This window comes from Azospirillum sp. B4 (assembly GCF_000333275.1).
Taxonomy (GTDB): Bacteria; Pseudomonadota; Alphaproteobacteria; order Azospirillales; family Azospirillaceae; genus Nitrospirillum.
In genome coordinates this window covers 1-5,780 of sequence record NZ_BACU01000456.1, presented here as the reverse complement: position 1 = coordinate 5,780, position 5,780 = coordinate 1, and the positions used below count along the sequence as shown (strand labels likewise).

Here is a 5,780-nt window from a genome sequence, read left to right as displayed (position 1 = left end):
TTGATGCTTGGGTCTTCATGAAACGGTCGCCTGGCAGACGGAGGCGACGCTGGCGCNTTGGCCAAATCGCAGGCCGTCATCGAATTCGCCTTGGATGGCACCATCCTAACCGCCAACGACAACTTCCTGAAGACCATGGGCTACACCCTGGCCGAGGTGAAGGGCCGGCATCACAGCCTGTTCATGGCGCCGGGCCACAAGGACAGCCTGGAATACCGCCAGTTCTGGGACGCGCTGCGCCGGGGGGAATACCGCGCGGCGCAGTTCAAGCGCCTGGGCAAGGGTGGTCGTGAGGTGTGGATCGAGGCCTCGTACAATCCCATCCTCGACCGCGCCGGCCGCCCCTTCAAGGTGGTGAAGTACGCGACCGACGTGACGGCCGCGAAGCGGGAGCATGCCGACCTGCTGGGTCAGGTCACCGCCATCAACAAGTCGCAGGCGGTGATCGAATTCGCCCTGGATGGCACCATCCTGCGGGCCAACGATAATTTCCTGGAGGCCATGGGCTATACCCTGGCGGAGGTCGAGGCCCGGCATCACAGCATGTTCATGGAACCAGGCCAGAAGGACAGCGCGGAATACCGCCAGTTCTGGGAAGCCCTGCGCCGGGGCGACTATCAGGCCGCCCAGTTCAAGCGTGTCGGCAAGGGCGGGCGCAAGATCTGGATCGAGGCCACCTACAACCCCATCCTCGATCCTGACGGCCGGCCCTACAAGGTGGTCAAATATGCGACCGACATCACCCGGCAGGTGCGCATGCTGGGCGACCTGAAGCGCCTGATCGACAGCAACTTCACGGAGATCGACGCTGCCGTCGAGCAGTCGGTCAGCCGGTCCGAGGGTGCGGTGGCCGCGGCGGACCAGACGGCCGGCGCCGTTCAGGGCGTTTCCGCCGGCGCGGAGCAGCTGGCCGCCTCCTCCCATGGGCTGGCGGCCAACATGACCCAGTCGCAGCGGGCGGTCGACAGCGTGGCGGCGGAGGTGGCGACGGCCGGCGCGGCCACCCGGCGTCTCAACGCCGTCGCCCAGGCCATGGAACGGGTGGTGGACATGATCAGGGGGATCGCCAGCCAGATCAACCTGCTGGCCCTGAACGCCACCATCGAGGCGGCGCGCGCGGGGGAGGCGGGCAAGGGCTTCGCCGTCGTCGCGACTGAGGTGAAGAACCTGGCCAACCAGGCGGCGACCGCGACGCTGGAAATCTCGGAGGAGATCACGGGCATGCAATCCGTGGCGGGTGAGATGGTCGACGCCCTGGACAGTATCCACGGGTCCATCGACACCGTGCGGGAGCACGTCACCGCCGCCGCCGCCGCGGTTACCGAGCAGGGGGCCGTGACACTGGAAATGTCGCAGGCCATGCAGCGGACCGCCGGTGTCGCGGACACCATGACCCGTGACATCACCGCCATTGGCCAGGCCATCCGGCAGGTGGAAAGCATGGTGGACAAGACCCGGGAGGCGGCCCGCGTCCTGGTCCAGTAGCCCCGAGGCGGCGCGCCCGCTTCAGGACCTTCGCCTTCGCCGTGGCAAGGGATGGCGTCGTCTGTGATCCGGCAGGGGTGATCCGGCGGGGTCACCAACCCCGTAGAACAAGGTCCGGGCCCTGCGCCCGACCGTTGTCGAGGGGAGGGGGCCCATGATCTACAGTGTCGTCTGGTTCAAGCGCGACCTGCGCCTGCAGGATCATGCCGCCCTGCATCGCGCAGCGCGGCAGGGGCCGGTGCTGTGCCTTTATGTGATCGAGCCCAGCCTCTGGCGCCAGCCCGACGCCGCCAACCTGCACTATCAGTTCATCCTGGAATGCCTATCCGATCTGGCCGACGACCTGCACCGGCAGGGCGGCGCCCTGCACGTGACGACCGGCGAGGTGGTGGAGGTGTTGGGCCGCCTGTACCGCCACGCACCCTTCGCTGCCTTGCATTCGCATGAGGAGACCGGCAACGACGTGACCTATCGGCGGGACAAGGCGGTGGCCCGGTGGTGCCGGGAGCAGGGTGTGGCTTGGCACGAGGTGCCGCAATTCGGCGTCGTGCGCCGGCTTGCCGACCGGGATGGGTGGCAGGCCGCGTGGGAGGCGCGCATGGCCGCACCCCGTCTGCCGGCGGTGGCGGCCCGCTTCCTTCCCGCCCCGTGGCCGGAAGGGCCGCCGCCGGCACCAGCGGCCCTGGGACTGGAGCCGACGGATGCCCCCCTGCGCCAGGCCGGCGGACGCCGCCAAGGCCTGGAGATCCTGGACAGCTTCCTGGGGGACCGCAGTGGCCGGTATCGCGGCGGCCTATCCTCGCCATTGTCGGCACCCACCGCCTGCTCCCGTCTGTCACCCTATCTTGCCCAGGGCGCCTTGAGCCTGCGCGAGGTTGTCCAGGCCGCGCGCGACCGCTTGGGCGACCTGCCCGATGGCCCCGATCCCCGGCGGCAGGGCCTTACCGCCTTTCTCAGCCGGCTTCATTGGCACTGCCATTTCATCCAGAAGCTGGAAAGCGAACCCGCGTTGGAGTTCCGCAACATGCACGCGGGGTACGATGGCCTGCGGGAAGGGGAATGGAACGAGGACCATTTCCGCGCCCTGGTGGCCGGGCGTACCGGTTGGCCGCTGGTCGACGCCTGTGTCGCCATGTTGCGGGAGACGGGATGGGTGAATTTCCGCATGCGGGCGATGCTGGTGTCGGTCGCCGCCTATCCGCTGTGGTTGCACTGGCGGCCGGTGGGCCTGTGGCTGGCGCGGCAATTCCTGGACTACGAGCCTGGCATCCACTGGAGCCAGATGCAGATGCAATCGGGTACCACGGGCATGAACACCACCCGCGTCTACAATCCCATCAAGCAGGCGCGGGACCACGATCCCGACGGGCGCTTTGTCCGCCGTTGGTTGCCCGCCCTGCGGCGGGTGCCCGACAGTTGGCTGTTCGAGCCGTGGCGCATGCCGGCGGACGTGCAGGCCCGGTGTGGCGTGCGCGTCGGAACCGACATCCCATGGCCGGTTGTCGACCTGGACGCGGCGACGCGCATGGCCAAGGCCCGCGTGCACGGTCTGCGCGCCCAACCGGCGATCAAGTCGGCGGTGGCCGCCCTGGTGGACCGCCATGGGTCGCGCCGGCCCGCCATTCCCCATTCCCGCCCGTCCCGCTCTGGCCGGCCGGCCCCGCGCGCCCAGTTGACTCTCGACCTTTGATCCCGGATTCCGACACGATGCGCATGCGCCGCAAGGCGGACCTCCCGACCAAGACCTGTGCCCAATGTGGCCGCCCCTTCGCCTGGCGGCGGAAGTGGAAACTGGTTTGGAACGCCGTGAAATATTGTTCGGATCGCTGCCGCCGTGATGCGCGGGTCGGCCCATGACCACGGTGCGCTTGATCCTGGGCGACCAACTGAATCCCGGCCACCCTTGGTTCGCACGGGTGGACGGCGGTGTGGTCTACGCGATGATGGAGATGCGGCAGGAGACGGACTACGTCCTGCACCATGCCCAGAAAATCCTGGCCATCTTCGCCGCCATGCGCGACTTCGCCTGTCATCTGCGCGGGGCGGGGCACCAGGTGGACTACCTGGCCATCGGCGACCCCGCCAATCGCCAATCCCTGATGGCCAACCTGGACCTGCTGCGTGATCGCCATGGCGCCACGGCTTTTGAATACCAGGCGCCGGACGAATGGCGGCTGGACCGCCAGTTGGCGGAGTATTCCCAGCGGCTGGGCCCTTCGGCCCGCATGGTGGACAGCGACCATTTCCTCAGCGCCCGCGATACCGCGGCCAGCCTGTTCCAGGGGCGGCGGCGGTGGCTCATGGAGCATTTCTACCGCCACATGCGCCGCGCCCATGGCGTGCTGCTGGAACCCGACGGCGGCCCGGCTGGCGGGCAATGGAACTATGATCACGACAATCGCAAGCCGTGGCCTGGTCTGCCGGCCGAGCCCGGCGACGCCCGCCCCCGCCACGATCACACCGGCCTGTGGCGGCAGATCACGGACGCCGGGGTCGCCAGTTTCGGGGAGCCCATGGCGGACAGCCTGCGCTGGCCGCTGAACCGGGCGGAGGCGCTGGCCCAGCTGGACGCGTTCCTGAGCCACGGGTTGCCCCATTTCGGCGATTACCAGGATGCGATGAGCACGCGGGGCTGGCGGCTTTTCCATTCCCTGCTGTCCTTCGCCCTGAACACCAAGATGCTGTCACCGCTCGAGGTGGTGACGGGGGCGGAACAGGCGTGGCGGCGCGGGGCGGCCCCGTTGCCGGCCGTCGAGGGGTTCATCCGCCAAATCCTGGGCTGGCGGGAATATGTGCGGGGCGTCTACTGGGCGCATATGCCCGGCTACGACCAGCGCAACGCCCTGGGGCATACGGTGCCCCTGCCACGCTGGTTCTGGACGGGACAGGTGGGCATGCGGTGCCTGGCGCAGGCGGTGGGGCAATCGCTGCGCCACGCCTACGCCCACCATATCCAGCGCCTCATGGTCATCGGCAACTTCGCCCTGCTGGTCGGCCTGGATCCCGCCGCGGTGCACCGATGGTACCTGGGCGTCTATGTCGACGCCTTCGAATGGGTGGAACTGCCGAACACCCTGGGTATGAGCCAATTCGCCGACGGCGGCGTCATGGCCACCAAACCTTACGTCTCGGGGGCGGCCTACATCGACCGCATGGGCGACTATTGCCGGGGGTGCCGCTATGACAGGAAGGCCAGGACGGGGCCACGGGCCTGCCCGTTCAACGCCCTCTACTGGGACTTCCTGGATCGCCATGCCCCCCTCTTGTCCGCCAATCCGCGGCTGGCCCTGCCCTACAGGCAACTGGCGCGCATGGAACCGGCGGATAGAGGGGCGGTGCGCGATCAGGCGGCGGACATCCGCCGCCGCCTGGAAACGCTGTGACAGCCAGAACGGCCTGGGTTCATCCCGGAAAATCCGTGCCCAGGGTAACCGCGCGCCAGGCATCCAGGTCGGCCGCGAAGGCCTGGCGCCGGGCATGGACCCGACGCCAGGCGTCGCCGCCCAGGACCAGGTTCAACGGCGGATTGGCGCTGTCCACCGCAGTGATGATGGCCTGGACCGCCTTGGCCGGATCGCCGGGCTGCCGGCCGTCCAAGGCGCGCAGCCTGGCCACGGCGGCACCGGCCGTGTCGGCATAGTCGTCGATCCCGTCGCCCGTCATCCGCAGCGAGTGGTCGGTCAGGAAGTCGGTGCGGAAGGCGCCCGGCTCCACCAGCGTGACGTGGATGCCCAGGGGCGCCACCTCCTGCGCCAGGCTGAGCGACACCCCCTCCAGCGCGCACTTGGACGCGGCGTAGAGGCCGGAGCCCACGCCCGGCGCCAGGCCGGCGATGGAGGTGATGTTGACGATGTGTCCGGATCTCCGCGCCCGCAACAGGGGCAGGGCCGCCTGCATCACCGCCAGCGCCCCGAAGAAATTCACCTCGAACATGCGGCGGACGGCATCGGTGTCGGCGGTCTCCACCGCGCCCAGCAGGCCATAGCCGGCGTTGTTGACCACCACGTCCAGGCGGCCGTGCAGGGCCTGGGCCTGGATCACCACCTCCTTCACCCGGGCCGCGTCCGTCACGTCCAGCGCCAGACGTGCAGGCCGTCATGGGCGGGCAGGTCGCTGAGGCCGTCGCGGGTGGTGCCGATGACCACCTGGCCCTGGTCCAGCAGGGCGCGCGCCAGCTCCTTGCCGAAACCGCGCGAGATGCCGGTGATGAACCAAACCTTCTGGGCGTCACGTGCCATGATCCACATCCTCAATCCGGGAAGCCGCTGTTCGGGCCGCATTGAATGGAAATGGGG

6 protein-coding genes are annotated in these 5,780 nt (G+C 68.7%); 4 read left to right on the top strand and 2 right to left on the bottom strand.

Annotated elements, in window-relative coordinates; genetic code table 11:
• Window positions 1-57 precede the first annotated feature (57 nt).
• From I55_RS19845 to I55_RS19835, 4 genes are all read left to right on the top strand, one after another.
• The gene (locus tag I55_RS19845) at window positions 58-1,485 is read left to right on the top strand and encodes a PAS domain-containing methyl-accepting chemotaxis protein (protein WP_252181223.1); all 1,428 of its coding nucleotides are present in this window, start codon (window positions 58-60) and stop codon (window positions 1,483-1,485) included.
• A gap of 154 nt (window positions 1,486-1,639) precedes the next feature.
• Window positions 1,640-3,175 carry a cryptochrome/deoxyribodipyrimidine photo-lyase family protein gene (locus I55_RS19840; RefSeq protein ID WP_044562318.1) on the top strand — a complete coding sequence of 512 codons (1,536 nt, stop codon included), beginning with the start codon at window positions 1,640-1,642 and terminating at the stop codon, window positions 3,173-3,175.
• Between the two features lie 17 nt (window positions 3,176-3,192).
• The gene (locus tag I55_RS34915) at window positions 3,193-3,342 is read left to right on the top strand and encodes a DUF2256 domain-containing protein (protein WP_199902656.1); all 150 of its coding nucleotides are present in this window, start codon (window positions 3,193-3,195) and stop codon (window positions 3,340-3,342) included.
• Window positions 3,339-4,868 carry a cryptochrome/photolyase family protein gene (locus I55_RS19835; RefSeq protein WP_044562317.1) on the top strand — a complete coding sequence of 510 codons (1,530 nt, stop codon included), beginning with the start codon at window positions 3,339-3,341 and terminating at the stop codon, window positions 4,866-4,868. The genes I55_RS34915 and I55_RS19835 overlap by 4 nt, the downstream gene beginning before the upstream one ends.
• A 19-nt stretch (window positions 4,869-4,887) precedes the next feature.
• Here the strand turns inward: I55_RS19835 and I55_RS19830 are convergent, their stop codons facing one another.
• Both I55_RS19830 and I55_RS37805 read right to left on the bottom strand, forming a co-directional pair.
• The gene (locus I55_RS19830; RefSeq protein ID WP_252181222.1) at window positions 4,888-5,556 is read right to left on the bottom strand and encodes an SDR family NAD(P)-dependent oxidoreductase; all 669 of its coding nucleotides are present in this window, start codon (window positions 5,554-5,556) and stop codon (window positions 4,888-4,890) included.
• Window positions 5,553-5,723, bottom strand: coding sequence for a hypothetical protein (locus I55_RS37805; RefSeq protein WP_199902655.1), 171 nt, complete (start codon window positions 5,721-5,723; stop codon window positions 5,553-5,555). The genes I55_RS19830 and I55_RS37805 overlap by 4 nt, the downstream gene beginning before the upstream one ends.
• Window positions 5,724-5,780: the final 57 nt, after the last annotated feature.